A 24,047-nucleotide genomic window follows, 5' to 3' on the forward strand; every position below is an offset into this window, starting at 1 on the left:
GGTTAAAATCCGGTTTATTATCCGTAAATCAATGGCGAATTGTAAGAACATCCGTGCTTGACGGCCCCGATGGCAGCATCAAAAATGGGGCATCCGTCGCTGCCGAGCCATCTTGATGAAGATCTTCAGAATTCTGCTGGTGTTATCCCTGGGTTGTACCTTGTTGAATACCCACGCCTTCGCCAATGAGGACGCGGCCGCCGATCCGGCCTCCGCCGCCGTCCAGCCGGGATTCGCCTATCATGCGCTGGATCCGGACATCATCACCAACTACCTCGGCGATGGCAAAACCCTGGGGTATGTGCGGGTGACGGTGGAGCTGATGGCCGAAAATGCCGCCGATCTCAAGTTGCTGGAGCAGCACGACCCCCTGATCCGCGACGCCATCATCCGCCTGATTGGCAGCAAGACGGGCGCCCAGATCAAGTCCCTGGTGAGTCGGGAAGAGCTGCGCAAGGAGTGCGAGGGCAAGGTCAACGAACTGCTGGTCAGAGAGACCGGCAAGAAGGCGGTACGCGAGCTCATTTTCACCAAGTATCTTTATCAGTAATGAACAACGAGCAGGGTGCCGACCGGCAGTCTGCTCTCCCTACCGCTCCCATTCACTGTCGAGGAAGTCATCGTCATGGGCCACAAGACGCTGTGTGAATGGCGCCGTCACGAGATCCCCGCCGATCTCAAGACGCTGCGCAAGATACTGCGCAAACCCAAGTTCGTGTGCGGCAAATGCGCCCGCAGCGCCAATGACAAGGACTACCTGTGTCAGCCGTTGCGTCTGAAGAACAAGGAGGAGTAGGTCCCCGCTTCTGCGGGGTCTGAGGAGAAATACTCGGCGGGCCGCGCCCTATTGATCGGTCCAGCCCTGGCGGCCCTGCTCGAACAGCCGACGGGCCTGAACGTCATTGGGGCAGACGCCACGGTACTCCTCCCCGGATCGCCCGGCCAGATAGAGGTGCTCCGGGCGGCAATACCAGGCCAATCCCTTCTGGCGGCCCTGCTGCCACATGGCAACGTCCACCTTGTCGCCGCACTGGGTCTGGTGGAATGCCACCCTGTCATCGGCAAACCCCAGCTTGCCATCGGCTTCCCCTACGTCGCTCCACACCTTTTCGCAGGGATCGTCCGAGTTGGAGACACAGCCCCCGAGCAGGGTGGCACAGAGCATGATGACGAGTGAGCGCATAATCATCCTTGGACGTTGTTTGAGTGGTTTATGGCGTCTCTGGCCTGACGGGCATCCCTCTTCCCACAGCGCCATTTGAGCAGTTCATTCTAACCAGAGCCTCGCGCGGCAACCAAGGGGCATGCTGCCGAACGGACAAAAAATCGGGCGGGCCACCAGGCCCGCCCTCATGCGTTACAGGGAGTCACCGATCGTCGAGGGGGTCATAGTCCTGCCAGTCCTCGTCGTCCAGCTCCTCCAGCTCGTCTTCCCAGGATTCCGGCTCCCACTCATCGTCGAGCTCGAAATCCGGCGTCTGCGTACCCATGCTCATTCTCCTTGGATAGTGCACCGGCCTTCAAAGTCTATCCAGAAACATGAGGCTCGCCAGTGGTTCCACTCAGAGCTTCACCAAGGTACGGCCAGCCACCTGACCCAGGGTAATGGCCTCGGCGGCCTCCACCACCTGCTCCAGCCCTATCTCGGTGACCGCCTGCTCAAAGAAGCTGGCGGGCAGATCCCGCGCCAGTCGCTGCCAGGCCAGTTGACGGCGCGCCAGCGGGCACATCACCGAATCCACTCCCTGCAACCGCACGTTGCGCAGGATGAAGGGCATGACGCTGGTCGGCAGATCGAAGCCACCCGCCAGGCCGCAGGCCGCCACGGCGCCGCCGTAGTTCATCTGGGCCAGCAGCTTGGCCAGCACCTGACTGCCGACGGTGTCGATAGCACCGGCCCACAGCTGTTTCTCCAGCGCCTTGGCAGGCTCCAGCAGTTCGCTGCGCGGCACTATGCGACTGGCGCCCAGCGCCGTCAGCATGGCGCCCTGCTCCTCGGGACGGCCGGTCAGGGCCGCGACGCGATATCCCAGTGCAGACAGCAGGGCGACGGCAGTGGAGCCCACTCCGCCCGCCGCCCCTGTCACCAGGATCTCGCCACTCTCGGGGGTTATGCCCGCCTCTTCCAGCGCCAGCACGCAAAGCATGGCGGTCAGACCGGCGGTGCCGATGCACATGGCCTGCCGCTCATCCAGCCCGGCCGGCAGCGGCACCAGCCAGTCGGCCTTGACTCGCGCCTGTTCGGCCATGCCGCCCCAGTGTCCTTCCCCCACACCCCAACCGGTCAGTACCACCTTGTCACCGCTCTGGTAGCGGCTGTCGGCCGACTCCAGCACTGTGCCGACGAAGTCGATACCCGGCACCAGCGGCCACTGGCGCACTATCTTACCCTTGCCGGTGATGGCCAGCCCGTCCTTGTAGTTGAGGGAGCTGTAGCTCACCGCCACCCGCACTTCCCCCGCCGGCAGCTGGCTCTCGGCCAGTTGGGTCAGGGTTGCCTTGGTCTTGCCATCTTGGTTGTCCAGTAACAGAGCCTTGAACATGCTTGCCTCTCGATGTTGTGGCGTCACCCATCAGGTGCTTTGACGCCTTTGCAGTTGAAAATCCAGGGTCAGGGCCAGGCCGGCCACCGTCTCGCCTGCCAGCTGACGCAGGATGAGATCGGCGGCCTCCTGCCCCATCTGGTGATAGGGGATCCTGACCGAGGTGAGGGCCGGATAGCAGGCCCGCGCCACATCGAGATCGTCGAAACCGGCGATGGCGAGCTTGCCCGGCACGCTCAGGTGGCGGCGCTGACACTCGAACAGCACGCCCGCCGCCAGCTCGTCATTGACGCAGATAAGCGCGTCCAGCTCGGGCCAGCGCAGCAGAAATTCCCCCAGCATGGCGGCCCCGGTGCTGAAACTCGGCAGCTCGGAGGTGTTGATGATGGCATCGGGGGAGAGGTAATTGTCCAGCAGTGCCTTCTGCCATCCCTGCATGCGCTGTTGCAGCATCCACTGCTCCTGACGGGCACAGAGAAAGCCGATGTTGCGATAACCGCGCTCGATGAGATGGCGGGTCAGCTGATAGCCGGCGTCGAAGTTGGAGACCCCCACGTTCATGTCGATGGGTTGGCGCGCCATGGCACCCACCTCCACCACCGGTAGCCGGGCAGCCTGCAGCCGTGTGCGTATGGTTTCGCCGGGATCGCCGCCAAACAGCACCACGGCGGCCGGATTGTGTTGCAGGAAGTTGTTGAGCAGGCTCTCTTCCTGCCGCTTCAGGTGCTGCGCGTCCCCCAACATGATCTGGTAGCCCTCGGCGAGCAGGGTCTGCTGCAGACCCGCTATCATGTCGCCGCAGCCGCGCTCGGTCAGACTGGGCACGATCACCACTATGGTCTGGGAGGTGGCGGAGGCGAGCGCCCCCGCCGCCCGGTTGGGGATATAGCCAAGTTCATCCACCGCCGCCTCGATGCGCTCACGCATCTTGTCGGACACCAGCTCCGGGGTGCGCAGGGCGCGCGACACCGTCATGGCCCCCACGCCGGCCAGCTGGGCCACCTCGTTGAGGGTCACCCGACCCGTGCTACGGCGCTTCTTCGCTTCTGACATCCTTTCCCTTCCTCGGCATACGGGTGCTCACTTTAAGGCAAAAGCGGGGCACTGACTATTTGCTCAAACCGGATTTTACCTCCTTTGAGCGGGTGACAGGGCAAGATGAATCCCTTCTGTGGGAGAAATGATAGCGCTATCACAGAACGATGTTAGCGCTATCTGGTAGCGCTAACTTTCGCGATCAGGCTCACAGTTATCAGCCGGCAAGATCGCTAGATTGGCGCCATCTTATCCAGCCCGGACATTGCCATGCTGACCCAATTGCTGACCGAGGAGGTCATTTCCATCGAAGCGGGCGCCCGCGACTGGCGCCATGCCATCGAGCTCGCCACCACCCCTCTGCTGGCCAACGGCACCATAGAGCCCTCCTATGTGGCGGCGCTGTTTCGTTCCCACGAGGAGCTCGGCCCCTACTACGTGTTGGGCCCGGGCCTGGCCATGCCCCACGCCCGCCCTGAAGACGGCGTCAACCGACTGGGACTGGCGCTGACCGTACTGAAGGAGGGGGTCAACTTCGATTCCGAGGGCAATGACCCGGTCCGGCTGCTCATCACCCTGGCCGCCAGCGACGGCGACTCCCACGTGGAGACAATCGCCCAGTTGGCCGAGCTGTTCATGAATGAAGAAGATGTGGCGGCCATCATGGCGGCCGACACCAAAGACGACATTTTGCGCATCCTGGCGCGTTACTGAGTGGCGCCCAGCGCCTGACAGAGGAAGAGACAATGAAAATTCTGGTTGTATGCGGACACGGCCTGGGCACCAGCCTGATGATGGAGATGAGCATCAAGAGCATCCTCAAGGAGCTGAGCGTCACCGCCGAAGTGGATCACAGGGATCTCGCCTCCGCCGGCAGCGAAACCGCCGAGATGTTCGTGGCCACCCGCGACATCGCCGAGCAGCTTATCAGCATGGGAGTCAATGGCCGACTGGTGTCCCTAGACAACATGGTCGACAAAGCTGCCATGAAAGAGAAGCTCTCCATCGCCCTGCGTGAACTGGGCGCTCTCTAACCTCGATATGACTGTCTGGGCGGCCTGTAGGCCGCCGCTTCCATCCGCTTGGAGCTGACCATGGAATTTTTCAATTTTCTGATGTTTGACGTGCTGTCGGAGCCCGCCGTGCTGGTCGGCCTGATCGCCCTCATCGGCCTGATAGCACAGAAGAAACCCGTGACCGAGTGCATCAAGGGCACGGTCAAGACCATCATGGGCTTCGTCATCCTGGGGGCCGGCGCCACCCTGGTGGTGAACTCCCTCGGCGATTTTGCCACCATCTTCCAGCACGCCTTCGGCATCAAGGGGGTGGTCCCCAACAACGAGGCCATCGTCTCCATCGCCCAGCAGTCGTTCGGCAAGGAGATGGCGATGATCATGTTCTTCGCCATGCTGGTGAACATCCTGATCGCCCGCCTCACGCCGTGGAAATTCATCTTCCTGACCGGTCACCACACCCTCTTCATGTCGATGATGGTGGCGGCCATTCTCTCCGCCGGCGGCATGAGCGGTATCCCGCTGATCGCGGTAGGCAGCCTGGTGGTCGGCGTGACCATGGTGCTGTTCCCAGCCTTGGCCCATCCTTACATGAAGCAGATCACCGGTTCCGACGACGTGGCGCTCGGCCACTTCTCTACCATCTCCTACGTGCTGGCCGGCTGGATCGGCGCCAAGTTCGGCAACAAGGCCCACAGCAGCGAAGAGGTGCAGGTGCCCAAGAGCCTGCTGTTCCTGCGCGACACCCCGGTGGCCATCTCCTTCACCATGGGTATCATCTTCCTCATCACCTCCGCCTTCGCCGGGCCCGAGTTCGTCGCCAGCGTCGCCAAGGGCAAGCACTGGTTCATGTTCTCCCTGATGCAGTCCATCACCTTCGCCGCCGGTGTCTACGTCATCCTGCAGGGTGTGCGCATGGTCATCGCCGAGATAGTGCCTGCCTTCAAGGGGATTTCCGACAAGCTGGTGCCCAACGCCAAGCCAGCGCTGGACTGCCCCATCGTCTTCCCCTACGCCCCCAATGCGGTACTGATCGGCTTCCTGTCGAGCTTTGCCGCCGGCCTGGCGGGCATGGTGCTGCTCTATCTGCTGGGGCTCACCGTCATCATTCCAGGCGTCGTACCGCACTTCTTCGTCGGCGCAGCGGCCGGGGTGTTCGGCAATGCCACCGGAGGCCGTCGCGGCGCCCTGCTCGGTGCCTTCGCCAACGGCCTGCTGATCACCTTCCTGCCGGTGTTCCTGTTGCCAGTGCTGGGGGATCTCGGATTTGCCAACACCACCTTCAGCGATGCCGACTTCGGCGTGGTGGGCATACTGTTGGGCCTTATCGTACGCTGATCACTCTTACCCATCGGGGGCCTGGCAGACGGTGCCATGCCCCCGCTAACCTTCCCGCACTGCCAGCCTGGCTCCGCCAGCCCGAACAACGTCGAAAATATGTGCAAACACAGTGCGTTGGATCGGATTTTCATCCCATAGCGGCAGCATCTGACAGGGGAGTGCGATATGCTGATGCGCTGACGTTCAACCCGACCTCGCTCGAGGCCCTTTCCATGAAATACCTGGTAGTACAAACCAAACAGATAGGAGATGTGCTGATCTCCACCGCACTGTGCAACAACCTCAAACAGCACGACCCCGCCGGGGAGGTTCACTATCTGGTCATGGATTACTGCGCGGGGATGGCGGAGGGGAATCCCAACATAGATCGCTTGATCGTCATCGAGAAATCGCGCCGCAACGAGTGGCGCTACATGAAAGAGTTGCTGCTGGACATTCGCCGCGAGCGCTACGACGTGGTGATCAACAGCCAGGGTCAGATGATAGGCCTGCTCACCTGCCTCATCTCGGGGGCAAAACTGCGGATCGGGTTTGACTCCTTCCCCTGGCGGCTCGGCCACAACCGCATCGTCCGCTTTCGCCACGACACCGAACATCAGGGTAACAGCACCCTGGTGGATGACAGATTCTCGCTGCTAAAACCCCTCGGTCTCACCAAGGAGGATCGCAACTACTATCTCTGGCTGAGTGATGAGGAAAAGCAACGGGGACGGGAGACCCTGCAGGCCGCCGGCATAGATCCGGGCAGGCCGCTGATCGCCATGGGGGTCAACTCCCTTGGGCACTACAAGCGCTGGCCCATCGACTGTTTCGCCGAGGTCGCACGCTGGCTGATAGAGCAACACGATGCCCAGATCCTGATCTACTGCGGGCCGGGGGAGGAAACGTACAACCGCAGCCTGAAGCCCTTGCTGCCCACCGCGCTGCAAGCCAGCGTGTTTGACCATGTCCAGACCCGTTCGGTGCGGGAATTGGCAGGGCTTATCGCCCACTGCCAGCTGTTCGTCGGCAACGACACTGGCCCACGGCATATGGCGCAGGCGCTGGACATACCGCTGCTGACCATAGTCTCTCCCCTGGGGCACTCCGCCATTGCCAACCCCGTCTCTCATTCCCGCTATCGATTCATCGATACCAGTCACCAAGATCCCGAGCAGGAAGTCCTGGCCGTTCAACGACAGTTGAGCATGCTTTGGGACGAAGTGGCATCACCCCATGGCAAACCAGAAGCGTCGGCATCCAACCCTATGTCCGTCGGGTAACCGGGTGACGGACCGCGTCAGGCCATCACTTCCTCAGACGGAAGAACTCCTTCTGCCACTCATAGAGATATCCGGACCATCCCTTGGCCTTGGCTCGCAGGAAGATGAGGCCGGATGAACGCTTCCAGCTGTGCTGGAACCAGTGCGTCATATAGCGCTCCGCGGCGGGCTCAAAATGAATGGCTTCCCCCTGATAGTTGTAAAAGTAATGAACCGGGGCGATAAGGGCGGCATCGCCGGACTGCGCCAACTTCTCTGACACCAGTCTGGTCATGATCTCGGGCCCCATGTACATGGGGGAGGACATAATCTCCTCTTCATAGAACCGCACCAGCTCGGACAACATGGCGGAATCCTGCCTGGCGTAGATGACAGCGGTGCCGATCAGCCGATCGGATTCGTAGCCTGCGCCAAAGGCCACTGACTCGAAGAGCGGGAAGGGATCCTGGTTGATGGTGACATCGGTATCCAGATAGAGGCCCCCTTCCTGGGTGAGGATCTTGAGGCGCAGGTAATCGGTCACGAAGGCCAGCAAGCCCCGTTGGTAGCACTCCCGGGCAAAGGTGCACTCCTGGATCCAGCGCTTTATCTGCGGGTCCGTATCCAGCCACAGCTTGTAGTCGTAACCCTGCTTTCGCCAGTCGTCGATACACACATGCGCCAGGGGCGGCAGCCGGTTGCCCAGCCAGATGGCATGAATGGTTTTATTGGTCGCGCTCATGACTTGCCCCCACAGTGCTTCACGTTCCACAGCGTCATTCTTATGAACCGGTAGAAGCGGTACAGCTCACGGGTCAACTTGAATCCCAGCGGCACCTTCTTCAGTTCAACCTGATTCTGGATGTCACTGCCCATGTCCCGCGGGCTGTAGATGGCATAGGGGATAAGGCCGGTGCAGATGAGCCCGGTGCGATAGGACTCACCGATGAAGTTGTCTACCGAGCAGAGCCACCGCTGACTGTGGGCCAGCAAACGGCGGGCTCCCTGGGGAGAGATGCTGTACCCCGTGGTCCAGCATGAGTTGTTGTGCCAGAACATCAGCTGCATGTTGTCTATGGTGGTCAATGCGGTGGCCGACCCGACCTGGGGTTCCACCTTCACATACTCATACTGCTCATGAACCTTCGGCAGGGTCTTCAACACCTCTTCAAAGTACTGGGTAGGCAGGAAATCATCTTCCAGAATAAGGATGGGTTCATTGAGTTCGACACACTTTTCCCACAACAGGAAGTGGCTGGCATAACAGCCTTTTTCCCCGGGGGTCAGGGGCCGACTCCTGAAACGGATCCTGTGCTGGTCATCCGGCAACGCCTGCAACCGTTCGGGGAGACCTTCAAAGCCATTCACGGCACTGAAGAACTCGAATTCGATGCCTCTGGCCGCCAGGACGGACTCGACGCGACGACGCCGCTCGACGGCCCTATCCAGGCTAATGACGTAAATTTTCATGAGCTTCCTTTGCAAACCGATTCAGTTCCCCATGCAGTGCAACCGAGTAGATGGCGCCCATGAAGACGCTGAATACCCACTGCCCGGAGCGCATGTAGAAAAAGGATTCAAAGTTGTTGATGATGAGCCAATAGATGATGAAAGAGATGGTCAACATCTTGATGAAACGCGAAGAGAGCGAACAGAACAGCACCTGACGGACCACGGTGAAGAGTGTGCCATACAGCACCATGAATCCGGCAATGCCCCAGCACACTAGGGTCTCCATGTTGGAGTTGTGCAGGTGACGGAACTCCCGGGTGATGTAATCCGGCAGAGTCTTGGACAGGGTAATGACCAGTGATTGACTGCCATATCCTGTGCCGAAGAGCGGGTGTGCCAGGAACCACTGGATGGCCTCGAGCCAGGTCTTCAATCTCACCCCTATGCTGAAGTCTCGTACCTCGTTCCAGTTGCCCGTCAATATGGCATGCATATCCCCTTGATGCACAAAACCCGACAACACCCTCTCCCTGATGAACGAGACCTGATAGAGGGCCAGCATGGTCAGCAGCAACATGGCGTAGGTCATCACCACCTTGCGGGTTGGCCAATGTTCGCCATCCCCCAGCAGAGGGAGAATCGCGAGCGATACCGAGATGGCCAGCCAGGACTGGCGGGATTGCAGAATAATGGAGAAAACGCCGAACAGCACTATGCCGAGCAGGATCCCGGCATTGGCCAATGACAGCTTCTTGAATCTTGAGGTGAGCAGCAACAGGACGAAAAACAGAAAGCAGGCGCCCGCGATCAAAGAGCCATGCTGGGCATTGCGGTAATTGAAATCCACCCTGGCGCCGTCGAGCCCCGTCTCGAAGATGGAGAAAAAGGCCGAGTGGTAGGCAAAGGTGAAGACCACCCCGACGCAGAAGGTCAACAAGGTGATAACGATGCGGCGCGGCTCCCCTTTCAGCCAGTAGGCAAGACCGAGGAAGAAGAACAGATAGGCCATCGACTTTACCGAAGGGTACTTGAGGGCATAGTCATGGACATAATATCGGGATGACGCCCAGCTCAGGGACTGCACCACCACGGCCAGACAGAGCAGTTGAAAGACTCTGTTTTTGATGAAAAAAGCTCTATCCACATAGAATGCCAGCAAGGTAGCGAAGACGATGATGGTCTGGCAGACATCGGCGATCAGCTGTATCGAATCCTTGAACAGGGTGTAACCCAGAATATTCAGGAAGATGAAGTTGCCAAACGCCTTGCCATGAAAAAAGCCGAGAAAATCGTGATTCGTCGACAGGGTCTGATCTTTCATCCAGGACAATGTGTATTTTCCCATCAAGATTTTCTGAACACATAGTTGCCACGGATCTTGCGCCACAACCCAAACATGTCGGTGCGGGGGAAGATGGCGATCCGACGGATCTGAAGCGGATCCTGGTGCATGGCCCTGGGGCCGCTGTTGGTGGCCACAGCATAACGGTAGCCAGCCACATCGGCCTGGGCTTTCGCGCTCTCGTTCAGATCCCCGTAAGGGTAGGCAAACGACAGCAGCGAATGGCCGAGCAGTTGCTCCAACCGTTCCTTGTTGGTCCTGATCTCGTACTCCTGCTGCGCGGGAGCCAGCGTGCTGAGGCGCGGATGTGTCAGGGTATGACCCCCAATCTCCACGTGACCGGAGGCCACCAGCGCCTTGATCTCATCGCCACTCATCAGTGCCACCGGGGTATCGGGGTGGGTCGGGTGTTCCACATCCCAACGATTGTGATCCTCGCCGGTCACTATGTATACCACGGCTTTGTAACCATATTTTTCGAGCAGGGGCAGCATGCGAGTGAGGTTGTCCCGATAACCGTCGTCGACGGTGATCATCAGGTACTTCTTGCCGTATTGCAGGCGGTGGATGAAGCCCTTGTCCGCCAGATCCGCGAACGTCAGCGTCTCGTAACCGAGCCACTTCATCAACTTGAGATGTTTCTCGAACATGGCGACGGGCAGCCAGGTGCCATGCACCCCCTTTTCGCTCTCCTGCTCGATGAAGCGGTGATACATGATGACCGGCATTTCCCGGCGCAGCGTTTCCACCACGGCATCCTGATAGATGAACTCCAGTCCGGTGACGACCCCTTGCAAGTCATACTCTTGCAAAATCCGCTGACGCAGACTACCCGGCACGCTCTTGCTCGCCAGGGCTGAGGCAATCTGCCCCTTCAGCGCGGCAAAATCGATGGCCAGATCCTGGGGCCCTATGTCGCCGAAGTTGCTGGCCAACGCCTCGTCCAGATTCTGTTCGGTCACCAGCCCGATGGCCTTGGCCTCGCCGATGGCAAACGCCGGACGGCCGCACAGCAGGGCTTCCATCGCCACCCGGCCGGCGCCGATCACCAGATCGCACTGTGCCAGCAGGGCGGGCACATCATCCACATAGCCGACGAAGTCGACCTTGTCCTGGAATCGGGCAAAGCGCTCCGGCACCTTGGTGCCGCTGACGACTCGGACTTGGCAGGCGTCCAGATCCAGCACCTCGTCCAGCAGACAATAGCAGAGCTCTCCCTTGGGGCCGCTCAGTCGACCTATGATAGCGATCACCGGCTTGGGATTCTCCGGCGCAGGCACAGGCTGGAATTTGTCGGTTTCTACACCATTGCGCAGCACCTGCACGATCGCAGGGTCGACCCCCAGATTGTCGATGATCTGGTGGGCGATATCTTCACAAACGGCAACCGCCCGATAGCCGAGGGCATGGAAGGCCTTGCGGGAGGTATGCACCGGCTGACGACCATGAACTGTGGTGATCATGGGGGTGCCGGTCAGCTTGCAGGCCACATAGCTGCTCCAGCCGGAGGCGCGGGAGTGGGCATGGACCAGCTGGATGTGGTGCTTCCTGATGAGATAGATGAGGTAAAACACATGCCAGAAGCGGCGCAGTATGCTGCGTTTGTTGAACCTCAGCTTGAATACGGGCCCTTGCGTGGGCTTGGTCAGGGTATCTGACACGTAAAAGACGTTGTGACCACGCCGGGTCAGCTCGTTGCCGACCGTGGTGGCATAGACCTCAGCTCCCGTGACTTCGAGCTGGGAGAGTGCCATCAATATGTTCATGCAAGCGCATCCGATCGACGGGCAGCCAGGGCCGCCCGTCAGAGGGGGATCAAGCCCGGTTCAACCAGGCCATGTAATCGGCCACGCCTTCGGCCACTGTCTTGAACTCGCCGTCATAACCGACGCCGCGCAAACGGGTGAGATCTGCCTGGGTGAAGCTCTGATAGCGACCCTTGAGGTGATCCGGGAAAGGGATGTACTCGATGGCGCCTTGCTGGTGATGCTTGATCACCGCTTCCGCCACATTCTGGAACGGCTCGGCCCGGCCGGTGCCGCAGTTGAAGATGCCGGAGTGCTGCGGGTTCTGCCAGAACCAGAGGTTCACCTTGCAGACGTCGTCCACATAGATGAAGTCGCGCATCTGGCCGCCGTCCGGGAAGCCGTCACAGCCCTCGAACAGCTTGGGATTGTCCCCCTGCTTCACCTGGTTGTTGAGGTGGAAGGCGACGGAGGCCATGGAACCCTTGTGCTGTTCGCGCGGGCCGTAGACGTTGAAGTATTTCAGACCCACCACCTGGGAGTCGATCTCCGGCAGCCAGCGGCGCACGTATTGATCGAACAGCTGCTTGGAGTAGCCATAGACGTTCAGCGGCTGCTCGAACTTGGGATCTTCGATGAAGTTGTCGTTGCGACCGCCATAGGTCGCGGCGGAGGAGGCATAGATGAACGGAATTTCCCGCTCGATGCAGTAGTGGAACAGATCCTTGGAGTACTCGTAGTTGACCTCCATGATGAACTTGCCGTTCCACTCGGTAGTCGCGGAGCAGGCACCTTCGTGGAAGATCACCTCGATGCCGCCATCCCACTCTTCAAACTCGTCACCGGAGACGATCCGCGCCTGGAACTCGTCCTTGTCCATGTAGTCGGCGATGGTGAGATCGACCAAGTTGACGAACTTGGTGCCGTCGGTCAGGTCGTCGATGACCACGATATCTGTCCGTCCTTGAGCGTTCAGCTGCTTGACCAGATTGCTGCCGATAAAGCCAGCACCGCCAGTTACTACGATCATGGAGTTTGCCTCGCGTACGTTGATGGCCCCGTGTGACTGCCTGTTAAAGCTGTGTATAGTGGGCCAATTTGAAATTGCCGAAAAGTTTATCACGGGCCGCCAGGGGATTCGACCTCGGCGCACAGGGCCCGGCAGAGGGATCAGCGATGAAGACCAGAGACAGGATCATCCACAGCGCCACCGAGCTGTTCAACGATCAGGGTGAACGCAACATCACTACCAACCACATTGCCGCCCATCTCGGCATCAGCCCGGGCAACCTTTATTACCACTTCCGTAATAAAGAAGACATCATCCACTCCATCTTCGATCAGTACGCCCGTCACCTGAGCGAGAGCTTCACCCCGGCCCGCAGCCACGAGATCAAGCTGGAAGATCTGATGGGTTATCTGGATGCCATCTTCTATCTGATGTGGCAGTTCCGCTTCTTCTACGCAAATCTACCGGACATCCTCAGTCGCGACGAACCCTTGCAGCACAAATACCTCAAGGCTCAGGAGCAGCTGCGCGCCGCCGTGGAGGCGCTGCTCAGAAGCCTGCGCGAGGGCGGCATCATAGACGTCAGCGACGAAGACCTGCCCGACCTTGGCCAGACCATCAAGATGGTGGTCACCTGCTGGATCCCGTTCCAGATAGCCCAGGCACCCGCCACCCGTATCACCAAGCCCTTGCTTTATCAGGGGGTCTTGCGGGTGCTCTTCCTGCTGCGCCCCTATGTGCAGCCCCAGGTGCTCACCCAGATCCGCCAACTGGAGCAGCACTACCACCAACTGGCCCAACCAGCAGGGTGAGATCTGTTTCACAATTGTTGAATATCAGCATAAAAATTTGAATTGGTGCGCAGCGATTGCAGTAAAATGTTGCCCATTCCAGGGTCTGTCGACGTTTCGTCACGACCGCGACGACGTCAGTCCGTGCGCCTCGCACGGCCCAAGATCCTGATAACACAGTCGACACAGTCAATGAGGACCGAGGATGTCTAACGGATTCTATCGTCACCTGGCCGAGCAGCTCGAACAGGTCAAGGCGGAAGGGCTATACAAGCAGGAACGCATCATCACCTCGGCTCAGCAGGCCCAGATTGCAGTGGGTGGCGAGCAGGTTCTGAACTTCTGTGCCAACAACTACCTGGGGCTGGCCAACCACCCGGATCTTATCGCCGCCGCTCATCAGGGGCTCGACAGCCACGGTTTCGGCATGGCCTCGGTGCGCTTCATCTGCGGCACCCAGGATCAGCACAAGGCGCTGGAGCAGAAGCTGTCCGCCTTCCTCGGCACCGAGGACAGCATCCTCTACTCCTCCTGTTTCGATGCCAATGGCGGTCTGTTCGAGACCCTGTTCGGCGCCGAAGACGCCATCATCTCAGATGCGCTCAACCACGCCTCCATCATCGACGGCGTGCGGCTGTGCAAGGCCAAGCGCTATCGCTACGCCAACAACGACATGGCCGAGCTGGAAGCCCAGCTCAAGCAGGCCAATGCCGACGGCGCCCGCTTCAAGCTGATCGCCACCGACGGCGTCTTCTCCATGGACGGTGTCATCGCCGATCTCAAATCCATCTGCGATCTGGCCGACAAATACGATGCTCTGGTCATGGTGGATGACTCCCATGCGGTGGGCTTCATCGGCGAGAACGGCCGCGGCACCCACGAATATTGCGGCGTGCTGGACAGGGTCGACATCATCACTGGCACCCTGGGCAAGGCGCTCGGCGGCGCCTCCGGCGGCTATACCTCTGGCAAGAAAGAGGTGATCGACTGGCTGCGTCAGCGCTCCCGTCCCTACCTCTTCTCCAACTCCCTGGCTCCCTCCATCGTCTCGGCCACCATCAAGGTGATCGACATGCTGGCCGACGGCCACGCGCTGCGCGCTCAGTTGAAAGAGAACAGCGAGTACTTCCGCACCCGGATGAGCGCCGCCGGCTTCACCCTGGCCGGTGCCGATCACGCCATCATTCCGGTCATGCTGGGAGATGCCAAGCTGGCCGCCGAGATGGCGAGCCGCATGCTGGCCGCCGGCATCTACGTGGTGGGCTTCTCCTTCCCCGTGGTGCCCAAGGGCCAGGCCCGCATCCGAACCCAGATGTCTGCCGCCCATACCCGCGAGCAGCTGGACAAGGCCATCGATGCCTTCATCCGCATCGGCCGCGAGCTCGGTGTGATTTGATCACATGGCTAGCTGATTAAAACGGGGGCCAAGGTTGGGCCCCATTTTATTACCCTCTGTACCCGGCACAGCGCCGTGAGGAATCTGTCATGAAAGCACTCTCCAAACTCAAATCAGAAGCCGGCATCTGGATGACGGACGTCCCGGCTCCCGAGCTCGGCCACAACGATCTGCTGATCAAGATCCGCAAGACCGCCATCTGCGGCACCGACATGCACATCTACAACTGGGATGAGTGGGCCCAGAAGACCATTCCGGTCCCCATGGTAGTCGGTCATGAATATGTGGGAGAGGTGGTCGCCGTCGGCCAGGAAGTGCGCGGCTTCGCCATCGGCGATCGCGTCTCCGGCGAAGGCCACATCACCTGCGGCCACTGCCGCAACTGCCGCGCCGGCCGCACCCACCTGTGCCGCAACACCATAGGGGTCGGCGTCAACCGCCCGGGCTCCTTCGCCGAATACCTGGTGATCCCGGCCTTCAACGCCTTCAAGCTGCCGGACAACATCCCCGACGAGCTGGCCGCCATCTTCGATCCGTTCGGTAACGCCGTGCACACCGCCCTCTCCTTCGATCTGGTGGGTGAAGACGTGCTCATCACCGGCGCCGGCCCCATCGGCATCATGGCTGCCGCCGTCTGCCGCCATGTGGGCGCCCGTCACGTGGTGATCACCGACGTCAACGAGTACCGGCTGGAGCTGGCCCGCAAGATGGGCGCCACCCGCGCCGTCAACGTGGCCAAGGAGAAGCTCTCCGATGTGATGGCCGAACTCGGCATGACCGAAGGCTTCGACGTGGGGCTGGAGATGTCCGGCGTGCCCAGCGCCTTCCAGGACATGATCGACAAGATGAACCACGGCGGCAAGATCGCCATGCTCGGCATTCCCCCCTCCACCATGGCCATCGACTGGAACAAGGTGATCTTCAAGGGACTGTTTATCAAAGGGATCTATGGCCGCGAGATGTTCGAGACCTGGTACAAGATGGCCAGCCTCATCCAGTCTGGCCTGGACCTCAGCCCCATCATCACCCATCACTTCCACATCGATGACTTCCAGCAGGGCTTCGAAGCCATGGGGTCAGGCAAGTCCGGCAAGGTGATCCTGAACTGGGATTGAGAAGCCTGGACAACGGCTTGTGGATGTCAGGTGCGAAGGCCCGGTCCGGCACCGGGATCCTGAGTGGAGACAAGTCAGCCTTTTTCACGGCTGATTGCAAAAACCCGGCGAAAGCCGGGTTTCTTTTTGCTCTTGCCTTGCCTGCGGCCACTGCCGCCGCAGAAACTTTGTTCGCAGATTGCTTAACACTTCACACACAAGCGTTTAAATGCCTGTAACTATTCGGTTATAATCCCGTCGTTTTCTAGGGATAATAAGAGCCTGCTGGGAGTACATGAGCGTGTTGAAAAAACTGAGCTATTTGCTGGCTGCCGGGATGGCTGCCGCCACCCTGTCCGGCGCCGTCTTTGCCGCCGATGAGATGTCGACGGAAGCCATCGCCGAGCGCATAGCACCGGTCGGTCAGGTCTACACCGCCAAGGATCTGGAAGGCATTGCGACGGCCGCGGCCGCCCCGGCTGCTGCCTCGTCCGGTCCCCGTGATGGCGAGACTGTGTTCAAGGGCGCCTGCTTTGCCTGCCATGATACCGGCGCGGCCGGTGCGCCCAAGCGCGGGGACAAGGCCGCCTGGGAACCACGCATTGCCCAGGGGTTCGAGACCCTGCGCAAGCATGCCATCGAAGGCTTCACCGGCAAAGCTGGCATGATGCCGGCACGGGGAACCTGCGCAGCCTGTAGTGACGAAGAGATCGAAAACGCCATTCACTACATGATCGACAAGCTCTAAGTGGTTGAAAGGGCTCCTATTGCAGCCCTTTAAATCCAATCACTTCCGACTACGCTTGTAGGTGAGCTAATTCGGGAGTGTTGCATGTCAGTCCAGCCCCTCACACCGCCAGATCCCCCCCCCTTGCTGGCGGTCGTTTCTTCCATCATGGATTTTCCCGCGCCCGGCATCGCCTCTCCTGAGGACTACGCCAGACTGGTAGAGCAGTTGGGCAGACTCTGCCCCCTGCAGCACTTTGCCATGCTGGGGCTGGCCGATGGAGGCCTGCACTGGTTGTATGCACATCAGCTGCCCGAGGCGTTCAAACAGCAATTGGGGCGTGAAGAACCCCGCCTTACCGAACAGCTCACCCAGCTCGATGAACAGCAGGGATGGTGCGTGCAGGCAGTGGAGCACTATGAGGTGCAATGGGTGCTGGCCCGCGGCGCCCCCGAACAGACCCCGACCCTGAGACTGTTGCTGGAGTGTCTGGCCAAGCGCCTGCACGAAACCCAGACCGGCACCCAGCTGGCAGGGCAAGCCTCCCCCCTCATGCAGCGGGATCCTCACTGGCAGCAGAAGATAGAAAAGATCGGCCGCATCATGCGGTTGGCCCACAATCTGCCGCAGCATGCCCTGTTTTCCCAGCTGGAGGCGGTGCTGCGCCAGATGCTGGCCGTCAATGACATGCTGCTGATCCGCCTCGACAACCAGCGACTGGAGAGACTCTATCCGACACGGCTCACCTACGATGATGACGTCATCAGGGGCCTGTGCCACAGCACCAACAGCATAGAGCGCAGCGAGGCCGGATTGTTCTGGTACAGCCTGCCCCTGCGCCAGCAGCAGCAGTATTTCGCCCACCTCCTCATCAACACGACCCAACCCCTGGAAGCCGATGACAGGCTGTTCCTCGACTTCCTGCGCCACCAGTTGACCCTGCTGCTGGAGCTCAAGAGAGTCAGGCAGCAGCTGGATGAGCTCAACTCGGAAGAGTCCATCAACCAGCGACTCCAGCAGTTGCGCCAGACCAACCTGCGGTTGCAGAAACGACTCAGGCATCATCAGGAGCTGGAGCGGCGACTCCAGTTCAATGCACTGCACGATCCGCTGACCCAGTTGCCGAACCGGGCCCTGCTGATGAATCACCTCCATCATGCCATGACCCGCTATCGCCGTTATCAGACGGCCGGCTTTACCCTGATCTTCGCCGATGTGGACCATTTCAAACAGGTCAATGATGCCTTGGGCCACAGTGCCGGCGACCAGTTGCTGCTGGAGCTGGGCAAACGCCTGCAGAGCTGTATCCGGCAAAATGACATGGTGGCCAGGCTCGGGGGCGACGAGTTCGTCATCTATCTGGACAACAGTCAGCAGGAGGAGGACGTCAGCCCGGTGCTCAACCGCATTGTAGGCCGCATCGCCCACCCGTTCCGGCTTCAGGGCAATGAGCTGACCGTTACCGTCAGCCTGGGGGTGGCCAGCGTCTCGGAGCAGACCACGGACATCAGCGAGCTGCTGCACCAGGCCGATCTCGCCATGTACCAGGCCAAGCGCAATGGCCGCAGTCGCATCGTCATGTATTCCGACGCCTGCATGGAGCACTCAGGCTCGCCGGAGGAGCGGCTGTTCAGGGCCTTGCGGGAAGGGCGGATTGTCCCCTATTTCCAGCCGGTGATCAGGCTGTGTGACAGCCGCTTGGTCGGTCTGGAGGTGATGGCGCGCTGGATCACGGAGGAGGGGGAACTGAAAGATGCCTTCGATTTCATTCCACTGGCCGAGCAGTGCGGCCTCATTCAGGATCTGGATCGCCAGATCCTCAGACGCACCTGCCAGCAGTTGAAGAGCTGGCTACAGCTCTCGGGCGGCGGCCGCTTCAAGATATCGCTCAACCTGTCCGGCAAGCACCTGGCCAGCCGCGAGCAGATCATGGCGCTTGTTCACATCATGGAGGAAGAAGGGGTGATACCCGGCTACTTCATCTTCGAATTCAACGAGCGGGAGCTCTCCAGGCAGAGTGCCGACTCCCTCACCTCCCTGCATGAACTCAGGGCCAAGGGGATCCAGATCAGCCTCGACGACTTCGGAACCGGCTTTTCTTCCCTCAATGCCCTGTTCCACTTTCCGGTGGACTACATCAAGGTGGATGACAGCTTCACCCATCGCATGCTGAACTCCCCCAAGGATCTGGCGCTGATCCGCGCCATGCGGGACATCTGCCAGGATCTCGACTTCACTCTGGTGGTCGAAGGCATCGAGAACCAGCAGCAGTTGCAGAAGCTGATCGAATTGGGCTGCGCCCAGGGACAGGGACGCCACATCTCCCCGCCCCTGCCAGGATCCGACATCATACCGCTGCTCACTCAGGCAGACCCGCCGGCCGAGTCCTCCCTCAATCCTTCTTGAACAGGGCTCGCAGATTGGCTACCCCGACCTGCCCTTTCTGCTGGCGCTCCTCGGCGCTTACCTTCTTCTGGTTTTCCCACTCCAAGTCATCCTGGGGCAGCTCCAGCAGGAAGCGGCTCGGCTCGGGGCGCACTGACTCGCCGTACTGGCGGCGCTCCTTGCAGAGGGTAAAGGTCAGCTCGGTCTGGGCCCGGGTAATGCCCACGTAGGCGAGGCGGCGCTCCTCCTCCACGTTGTCCTCGTCGATGCTGGTCTGGTGGGGCAGCAAGCCCTCCTCCATGCCCACCATGTAGACGTAGGGGAACTCCAGCCCCTTGGAGGCGTGCAACGTCATCAACTGCACCTGATCCGCATCATCCTCCCCCTCGTTGCGCTCCATCATGTCGCGCAGAGTGAGGCGAGTGACCACCTGAGCCAACGTCATCGCTTCTTCCAGCTCATCCCCCTCCAGCATCTCGGTGATCCAGCGATAGAGGGTGGAGACGTTCTGCATCCGCATCTCTGCCGCCTTCGGGCTGGGAGAGGTCTCGTAGAGCCACTCCTCGTAGTGGATCTCCTTGATCATGTCCCGTACCGCCTCCACCGGGTTGCCGCGCAGCGCCTGATCGCCGAGCCGCACCAGCCAGTTGGTGAACACCTGCAGGGCCACCAGGCCGCGACCAGACAGGTGCTGCTCCAGCCCCAGCTCGAAGCTGGCAGCAAACAGGCTCTTGCCGCGCTGGTTGGCGTACTGCCCCAGCTTCTCAAGCGTGGTGGGGCCGATTTCCCGGCGCGGCAGATTGACCACCCGCAGGAAGGCGGTGTCCTCATCCGGATTCACCAGCAGCTTGAGGTAGGCCATGATGTCCTTGATCTCGGTGCGGGAGAAAAACGAGGTGCCGCCCGAGATACGATAGGGGATGCGATTGGTCATCAGTGCCTTCTCGAAGATGCGCGACTGATGATTGCCCCGATAGAGGATGGCGTAATCCTTGAACCGGGTGCGGTTCATGAACTTGTGCCCCATCATCTCGGCAGCGATACGCTCCGCCTCGTGCTCCTCGTTCTTGGCGAACAGCACCTTGACCGGCACCCCGTAGTCGAGCTCGGAGAAGAGCGCCTTGTCGAACACATGGGGGTTGTTGGCAATCAATATGTTGGCGCACTTGAGGATGCGCCCCTTGGAGCGATAGTTCTGTTCCAGCTTGATGAGCTTGAGGCTGGGGAAATCCTCGTTCAGCAGCACCAGGTTCTGCGGCTTGGCACCGCGCCAGGAGTAGATGGACTGATCGTCATCCCCCACCACGGTGAAACGGGCCCGCTCGCCGACGATCTGCTTCACCAGCTCGTACTGGCTGGTGTTGGTGTCCTGATACTCATCGACCAGCAGGTAGCGGATCTTGTTCTGCCAGCGGGTCCGCACCTCCTCGTTGTTCTTCAGCAGCAGGGTCGGCATCACGATGAGATCGTCAAAATCCAGCGCGTTGTAGGCCACCATCTGGCGGTGATAACGCTCATAGAGCTGGGCCAGCAACACCTCTTCCGGCCCCCGGGCGATACGCATGGCCCGAGCAGGCAGGATGAGGTCGTTCTTCCAGTTGGAGATCTGGGTGATGAGGGCCGAGAGCTTGTCCTTGTCGTTGTCGAGCTCCGCCTCGGTCAGCTCTTTCAGCAGCGCCAGCTGGTCGGTGTCGTCGAACAGGGAGAAGTTCGCCTTCAGATTCAGGCTCTTGTGCTCACGACGTATGATGTCGAGCCCCAGAGTATGGAAGGTGGAGACCATGAGCCCCCGCGCCTCCTTGCGACCCAGGGTCTGGCCGACCCGCTCCTTCATCTCCCGCGCCGCCTTGTTGGTAAAGGTCACAGCGGCGATGTTGCGGGCGTTATAGCCGCACTGCTGCACCAGATAGGCGATCTTGTTGGTGATGACGCGGGTCTTGCCCGATCCGGCACCCGCCAGCACCAGGCAAGGGCCGGAGACAAACTTGACCGCTTCGTTCTGATTGGGGTTGAGCTTCATGGGCCGGATCTCTTGGCTTATGATGAGGGGCGGCATTGTAACAGAGATCCCGCGGGCAGCCGAAACCGGACACAGGATCCCGCCACTTCGCCTTGTGTTTGCCCGTCATTTTCCGGATCATGGCCGACTTTTCCAGAGGAGATGAGGGGAGCATGAATCAGCAACAGCACGCCCAATTGCGTAGCCAGTTTCCGGCCCTGGCGCAGGAGGTGAACGGCCACCCTCTGATCTATCTGGACAACGCCGCCACCACCCAGAAGCCCCTGGCGGTGCTGGACGCCATCGCTCACTACTATCGGGCCGACAACGCCAATGTGCACCGCGCCGCCCATGCCCTGAGCGGCCGCGCCACCCGCGCCTTCGAGGCAGCCCGCGAGACGGTCGCACGCTTTATCAATGCGCCCCGCAGCCACGAGGTGATCTGGACCCGCGGCACCACCGAGGCGATCAATCTGGTCGCTCACAGTTGGGGGATGAGCGAACTCAAGGTGGGGGACGAAATCGTACTCAGCACCCTGGAGCACCACGCCAATATCGTCCCCTGGCAGTTGATTGCCGAGCGTACCGGCGCCCTTATTCGGGTCATTCCGCTGGATAAGCGTGGAGATCTGGATATGGAGGCTTACCTGGCCATGCTGGGGCCACGCACCCGGCTGGTGAGCGTGGCCCATGTCTCCAATGCCCTCGGCACCGTCAATCCAGTGAAGCAGATTGTGGCCGCCGCCAAGGCAGTCGGTGCACTGACGCTGATCGACGGCGCCCAGGCGGTGGCACACCTCAAGGTGGATGTACAAGCTATCGGCTGCGACTTCTACGCCTTCTCCGGCCACAAGCTCTATGGCCCGACCGGCATCGGCGTGTTGTGGGGAAAGACCGAGCTGCTGGAGCGGATGCCCCCCTGGCAGTCAGGGGGCGAGATGATCGACAGAGTCAGTTTCAGCGGTACCACCTTCAATAGCCTGCCCTTCAAGTTCGAGGCGGGAACCCCCCATATCGCCGGGACCATTGGCCTGGCTGCCGCCATCGACTTTTTGATGGAGCAGGACAAGGATTCATTGACCAACCACGAAGAGGCACTGACCGACTATCTGGTTGCCGGACTGCAACAGGTGCCAGGGCTGCGTCTGGTCGGCGAACCTCGCCAACGCGCCGGCGCCGTCTCCTTCCTGCTGGACGAGATCCACCCGCAGGATGCCGCCACCCTGCTCGATATGCAGGGGATCGCCCTGCGGGTCGGCCATCACTGCGCCATGCCGTTGATGGAGAGCTTAGGGATCGGCGGTACCATGCGCGTGTCCCTGGCCTGCTACAACAATCGGGATGACGTGGATGCCCTGCTGGCGGCCCTGTACAAGTTAAGTGACTTCTTCTAAGGCGAATGATTGAAATGAGTGAGCTTACAACCTATACCCGGATAGGCCTTGAGCCCTACGTCGACACCATCCGCCAGCAGTTTGCTGCGGCCCACGGCTGGGAGAACCAGTACCGACTCATCATCCAGCTCGGCAAACAGCTACCCGTACTGCCCCCCGAGTGGCAGACCGAAGAGCACCGCTTGAAAGGCTGCGAGAGCCAGGCCTGGCTGAAGGGAGAGAAAAGCGAGGATGGTTGCTGGCACTTTGCCTGCGACTCCGATGCCCGCATCGTACGCGGACTGATCGTCATCGTGCTGGCGGCGCTCAACCACCAACCGTCTGCGGCGATCCAGGCTTTTGATATGGAAGGGTATTTCACCGAACTCGGGCTTGAGAAACACTTGAGCCCGTCACGGGGCAATGGGCTCAGGTCGATCGTGTTGGCGATCCGGGAGCAGGCCGTCTAACCCGCCTTATTCAGTGGTCGATTACGCTTCGCTAATCGACCCTACTTCTTCATTTCCGGCCTCTTTCTCGGCACGGGCTCCCCGCTCGGCAATCTTCTTCAATACCCGGGAAGCGGCCACCAATCCAAAGGTTGCCGTCACCGGCGTCACGGCCCCGAAGCCGGAGGCGCAATCCATCTTCATGTTGCCATCGCTGGCCGCCTTGGCCTGACAGGCGCCACCATTACCATCCGGATAACTCAGTTGCTCCGTCGAGAAGACACACTCAACCCCGAACTTGCGCGCCGGATTCTTGCTGAAGTTGTACAACCGGCGCAGGTCGGATCGCACCTTCGCAGCCAACGGATCCTGAATGGTCTTGGCCAGATCGGCCACAGTGATTTGGGTCGGATCCATCTGCCCACCGGCACCACCCGCCACAATCACCGGGATCTTGTTGCGTTTGCAGAAGGCAATCAGCGCCACTTTGGCCTTGACCGAGTCGATGGCGTCTACCACATAGTCAAACTCCCGCTTGATATGCTCTGCCAAGTTGTCGATGGTGACGAAGTCATCCACCTCGATCACCTCGCAGTCGGGGTTGATGGCACGAATGCGCTCGGCCATGACTTCTGTCTTGAGGCGGCCGACCGTGCCCTGCATGGCGTGGATCTGACGATTGGTGTTGGTGATGCAGATGTCATCCATGTCGATCAGGGTGATCTGGTTGATGCCGGCACGGGCCAGCGCCTCCGCCGCCCAGGAGCCGACCCCGCCTATCCCCACCACGCAGACTTTCGCTTGGCTGAAGGAACCGAGCGCGCGTTGACCATAAAGACGGGCAATGCCCCCGAATCGCTGTAGATATTCTGCTTTCATACCACCACCTTGCTTGAGGGCGGCCATTATAGCGGCAACCTCTCTCAGGGGCGATGATCGGATGATGGCGGTGTTGATGTGAGGGAAAAGGAGTGCGGTGTCGGCATGCTTGAAACGAAAAAAAGCCCAGTCGTGAGACTGGGCTTCTTGTTAGTGGCGGAGCGGACGGGACTCGAACCCGCGACCCCCGGCGTGACAGGCCGGTATTCTAACCGACTGAACTACCGCTCCGC

Annotated in this window: 24 protein-coding genes and 1 tRNA gene; 13 read left to right on the top strand and 12 right to left on the bottom strand. The window is 60.3% G+C overall.

Annotated features, from left to right (window positions below):
* Positions 1–115 precede the first annotated feature (115 nt).
* A complete protein-coding gene (locus tag KW824_RS20275; protein ID WP_043132631.1) occupies positions 116–550 on the top strand; it encodes a flagellar basal body-associated FliL family protein in 435 nt (144 codons plus the stop codon).
* Between the two features lie 15 nt (positions 551–565).
* Positions 566–796, top strand: coding sequence for a hypothetical protein (locus KW824_RS20280; RefSeq protein ID WP_218410860.1), 231 nt, complete (start codon positions 566–568; stop codon positions 794–796).
* Between the two features lie 48 nt (positions 797–844).
* Here the strand turns inward: KW824_RS20280 and KW824_RS20285 are convergent, their stop codons facing one another.
* The 4 genes from KW824_RS20285 to KW824_RS20295 form a co-directional block, all read right to left on the bottom strand.
* Positions 845–1,189: a DUF2799 domain-containing protein gene (locus KW824_RS20285; protein ID WP_371166203.1), complete on the bottom strand. Its 345-nt coding sequence runs from the start codon at positions 1,187–1,189 to the stop codon at positions 845–847.
* A 178-nt stretch (positions 1,190–1,367) separates the two neighbouring features.
* On the bottom strand, positions 1,368–1,490 hold the full coding sequence (locus KW824_RS21050; RefSeq protein WP_081934617.1) for a hypothetical protein: 123 nt from the start codon (positions 1,488–1,490) through the stop codon (positions 1,368–1,370).
* Between the two features lie 72 nt (positions 1,491–1,562).
* Positions 1,563–2,543 carry an MDR family oxidoreductase gene (locus KW824_RS20290; RefSeq protein ID WP_218410851.1) on the bottom strand — a complete coding sequence of 327 codons (981 nt, stop codon included), beginning with the start codon at positions 2,541–2,543 and terminating at the stop codon, positions 1,563–1,565.
* A 30-nt stretch (positions 2,544–2,573) separates the two neighbouring features.
* Positions 2,574–3,596: a LacI family DNA-binding transcriptional regulator gene (locus KW824_RS20295; protein WP_043132637.1), complete on the bottom strand. Its 1,023-nt coding sequence runs from the start codon at positions 3,594–3,596 to the stop codon at positions 2,574–2,576.
* Between the two features lie 252 nt (positions 3,597–3,848).
* On the opposite strand from KW824_RS20295, the gene KW824_RS20300 reads away from it, so the two are divergent.
* From KW824_RS20300 to KW824_RS20315, 4 genes are all read left to right on the top strand, one after another.
* A complete protein-coding gene (locus KW824_RS20300) occupies positions 3,849–4,292 on the top strand; it encodes a PTS sugar transporter subunit IIA (protein ID WP_218410852.1) in 444 nt (147 codons plus the stop codon).
* 32 nt (positions 4,293–4,324) lie between these two features.
* The gene (locus KW824_RS20305) at positions 4,325–4,612 is read left to right on the top strand and encodes a PTS sugar transporter subunit IIB (RefSeq protein WP_043132641.1); all 288 of its coding nucleotides are present in this window, start codon (positions 4,325–4,327) and stop codon (positions 4,610–4,612) included.
* A gap of 60 nt (positions 4,613–4,672) precedes the next feature.
* Positions 4,673–5,929, top strand: a complete 1,257-nt coding sequence (locus KW824_RS20310) for a PTS ascorbate transporter subunit IIC (protein ID WP_218410853.1) — start codon at positions 4,673–4,675, stop codon at positions 5,927–5,929.
* A 215-nt stretch (positions 5,930–6,144) separates the two neighbouring features.
* Positions 6,145–7,194 (top strand): glycosyltransferase family 9 protein, encoded by a 1,050-nt coding sequence (locus KW824_RS20315; RefSeq protein WP_218410854.1) that lies wholly within the window; start codon positions 6,145–6,147, stop codon positions 7,192–7,194.
* A 25-nt stretch (positions 7,195–7,219) separates the two neighbouring features.
* Here the strand turns inward: KW824_RS20315 and KW824_RS20320 are convergent, their stop codons facing one another.
* The 5 genes from KW824_RS20320 to rfaD are packed head-to-tail and all read right to left on the bottom strand — an operon-like array spanning position 7,220 to position 12,742.
* Entirely contained in the window at positions 7,220–7,915 is a 696-nt protein-coding gene (locus KW824_RS20320) for a glycosyltransferase family 32 protein (RefSeq protein ID WP_043132643.1), read from the bottom strand.
* Positions 7,912–8,643, bottom strand: coding sequence for a glycosyltransferase family 25 protein (locus KW824_RS20325; protein ID WP_182786949.1), 732 nt, complete (start codon positions 8,641–8,643; stop codon positions 7,912–7,914). Before KW824_RS20325 ends, KW824_RS20320 begins: the two co-directional genes overlap by 4 nt.
* Entirely contained in the window at positions 8,624–9,946 is a 1,323-nt protein-coding gene (locus KW824_RS20330) for an O-antigen ligase (protein ID WP_256351445.1), read from the bottom strand. The genes KW824_RS20325 and KW824_RS20330 overlap by 20 nt, the downstream gene beginning before the upstream one ends.
* Positions 9,947–9,969: 23 nt before the next feature.
* Positions 9,970–11,733, bottom strand: a complete 1,764-nt coding sequence (locus KW824_RS20335; RefSeq protein WP_218410856.1) for a polysaccharide deacetylase family protein — start codon at positions 11,731–11,733, stop codon at positions 9,970–9,972.
* A 49-nt stretch (positions 11,734–11,782) separates the two neighbouring features.
* Positions 11,783–12,742 carry an ADP-glyceromanno-heptose 6-epimerase gene (gene rfaD / locus KW824_RS20340; RefSeq protein ID WP_025325251.1) on the bottom strand — a complete coding sequence of 320 codons (960 nt, stop codon included), beginning with the start codon at positions 12,740–12,742 and terminating at the stop codon, positions 11,783–11,785.
* A gap of 146 nt (positions 12,743–12,888) precedes the next feature.
* Between rfaD and KW824_RS20345 the strand changes: the two genes are divergently transcribed.
* The 5 genes from KW824_RS20345 to KW824_RS20365 all read left to right on the top strand — a co-directional run bounded on the left by KW824_RS20345 (position 12,889) and on the right by KW824_RS20365 (position 19,135).
* On the top strand, positions 12,889–13,533 hold the full coding sequence (locus KW824_RS20345; protein WP_218410857.1) for a TetR/AcrR family transcriptional regulator: 645 nt from the start codon (positions 12,889–12,891) through the stop codon (positions 13,531–13,533).
* A gap of 184 nt (positions 13,534–13,717) precedes the next feature.
* Positions 13,718–14,908, top strand: coding sequence for a glycine C-acetyltransferase (locus KW824_RS20350; RefSeq protein ID WP_043132653.1), 1,191 nt, complete (start codon positions 13,718–13,720; stop codon positions 14,906–14,908).
* 89 nt (positions 14,909–14,997) lie between these two features.
* Complete coding sequence (gene tdh, locus KW824_RS20355) at positions 14,998–16,023, top strand: L-threonine 3-dehydrogenase (RefSeq protein WP_043132655.1); 1,026 nt, start codon at positions 14,998–15,000, stop codon at positions 16,021–16,023.
* Positions 16,024–16,297: 274 nt separating this feature from the next.
* Complete coding sequence (locus KW824_RS20360; protein ID WP_043132658.1) at positions 16,298–16,750, top strand: cytochrome c5 family protein; 453 nt, start codon at positions 16,298–16,300, stop codon at positions 16,748–16,750.
* Positions 16,751–16,834: 84 nt separating this feature from the next.
* Complete coding sequence (locus tag KW824_RS20365; RefSeq protein WP_182786960.1) at positions 16,835–19,135, top strand: bifunctional diguanylate cyclase/phosphodiesterase; 2,301 nt, start codon at positions 16,835–16,837, stop codon at positions 19,133–19,135.
* Here the strand turns inward: KW824_RS20365 and rep are convergent.
* Positions 19,122–21,134, bottom strand: a complete 2,013-nt coding sequence (gene rep, locus KW824_RS20370) for a DNA helicase Rep (RefSeq protein WP_182786962.1) — start codon at positions 21,132–21,134, stop codon at positions 19,122–19,124. The genes KW824_RS20365 and rep overlap by 14 nt on opposite strands.
* Positions 21,135–21,286: 152 nt before the next feature.
* On the opposite strand from rep, the gene KW824_RS20375 reads away from it, so the two are divergent.
* The gene (locus KW824_RS20375) at positions 21,287–22,507 is read left to right on the top strand and encodes a cysteine desulfurase (RefSeq protein ID WP_218410858.1); all 1,221 of its coding nucleotides are present in this window, start codon (positions 21,287–21,289) and stop codon (positions 22,505–22,507) included.
* 14 nt (positions 22,508–22,521) lie between these two features.
* A complete protein-coding gene (locus KW824_RS20380) occupies positions 22,522–22,956 on the top strand; it encodes a SufE family protein (RefSeq protein WP_218410859.1) in 435 nt (144 codons plus the stop codon).
* Positions 22,957–22,977: 21 nt separating this feature from the next.
* Here the strand turns inward: KW824_RS20380 and tcdA are convergent, their stop codons facing one another.
* Both tcdA and KW824_RS20390 read right to left on the bottom strand, forming a co-directional pair.
* Entirely contained in the window at positions 22,978–23,814 is an 837-nt protein-coding gene (tcdA, locus tag KW824_RS20385) for a tRNA cyclic N6-threonylcarbamoyladenosine(37) synthase TcdA (RefSeq protein ID WP_182786967.1), read from the bottom strand.
* A gap of 154 nt (positions 23,815–23,968) precedes the next feature.
* Positions 23,969–24,045, bottom strand: a tRNA-Asp gene (locus KW824_RS20390).
* Positions 24,046–24,047: the final 2 nt, after the last annotated feature.

Source organism: Aeromonas sp. sif0611, from assembly GCF_019218845.1.
Taxonomy (GTDB): domain Bacteria; phylum Pseudomonadota; class Gammaproteobacteria; order Enterobacterales; family Aeromonadaceae; genus Aeromonas; species Aeromonas media.